Source organism: Micrococcus sp. HG099, assembly GCF_024723355.1.
GTDB lineage: Bacteria > Actinomycetota > Actinomycetes > Actinomycetales > Micrococcaceae > Micrococcus > Micrococcus endophyticus.
In genome coordinates this window covers 1-1020 of the sequence record NZ_JANQCJ010000263.1, presented here as the reverse complement: position 1 = coordinate 1020, position 1020 = coordinate 1, and the positions used below count along the sequence as shown (strand labels likewise).

Below are 1020 nucleotides of genomic sequence, written 5' to 3'. Positions count from 1 at the left end.
GCCGAGAGCGGAGGCGGGGCTCAGCCGATCTCCACGGAGGTCACCTTCCAGCGGCTGATCCGCCGCTCGAGCCGCAGGGCGAAGGCCCGGGCGCGGCCGCCGCAGAGCACGGTGGCGCTGGCCTCCACCCGTCCAGGGGCGACCTCGCAGACGCGCGCGCCCACGGGCCGGGGAGCGGCGGCTGGGGCCCGGGAGACGCCGGCGGCCGCGGACCGCGCCCGGGGCCGGTCCTGCTCGGCGAGCCCGAGCAGGTCCATCCGCCGGGTCATCTTGTCCAGGACCTCGGGCGAGAGCCACGCCGAGAGGTCGCGCAGGGCGCGGCGCCCGGTCTCGACTTCCACGCAGGCCACCGCGATCACCGCGGCCAGGGAGCGGACCCGACGCAGCTCCTCCCGGCCCTGCTCGACGGCGGCCCGGCGGGCGATCTCCTCGCCGCGGGGCAGCACGGCCGGGCCGTGGGCGGGACCGTGCAGCAGCGCGGCGGCGGGACGGTCGGCGCGACGGTCGGCGTGCCGGGCGAGACCGCGGGCGCTGCCGTGGACGGTGGACTGGGGGCGGGCGGCGAGGGCGGTCATGGCGGGCTCCTGGGGTCGGGTCGTGGTCGGGGTGGTCCGGGGACGAGGCGTCATGGCCGGCCCTCCTGGGGCGCGGCGTGGGGGCTGAACACCGGGGCCGTGAGGACGGTGCCCGGGAGCAGCAGGTGCGGATCGTCGCCGATCACCCGCCGGTTGGCCTCGTGCCAGCGCCGCCAGCGGGCGTCGATCTCCCGCGGGGTGGCGTCCGGGCCGAGCTCGGCGGCGGCGATGTCCCAGAGGCAGTCCCCGCGGCGGACGGTCACGGTCGGCCGGTCCGAGAGGTTCCGGGCGGCGGTGGCGCCGGTCGGTGCCGGGATGGGCGTCCGCGGGGTCCACGCGGCCTCGGGCACCGCGGCGGGCGCCGACGCCGTCGTGGAGGCGGGTGCGGCGTGGGAGACGGCCTGGCCGGCGTCGGGCACGGGGCCGACGGCGGGCTGCTCGGCCC

The 1020-nt window shown here is 80.0% G+C and carries 2 protein-coding genes; both read right to left on the bottom strand.

Translation table 11 applies throughout. The features are described from left to right. Nucleotides 1-20: 20 nt before the first annotated feature. Nucleotides 21-575 carry an Rv3235 family protein gene (locus NWP10_RS12110; protein ID WP_258301069.1) on the bottom strand — a complete coding sequence of 185 codons (555 nt, stop codon included), beginning with the start codon at nucleotides 573-575 and terminating at the stop codon, nucleotides 21-23. A 50-nt stretch (nucleotides 576-625) separates the two neighbouring features. Further along, nucleotides 626-1020, bottom strand: a 395-nt coding sequence (locus NWP10_RS12105; RefSeq protein ID WP_375162497.1) for a LysM peptidoglycan-binding domain-containing protein, incomplete at its 5' end; no start/stop codon positions are given.

Excerpts from the sequence above, each read along its gene's own strand:
- NWP10_RS12110 (WP_258301069.1), bottom strand. The coding sequence starts at position 575 with ATGACCGCCCTCGCCGCCCGCCCCCAGTCCACCGTCCACGGCAGCGCC.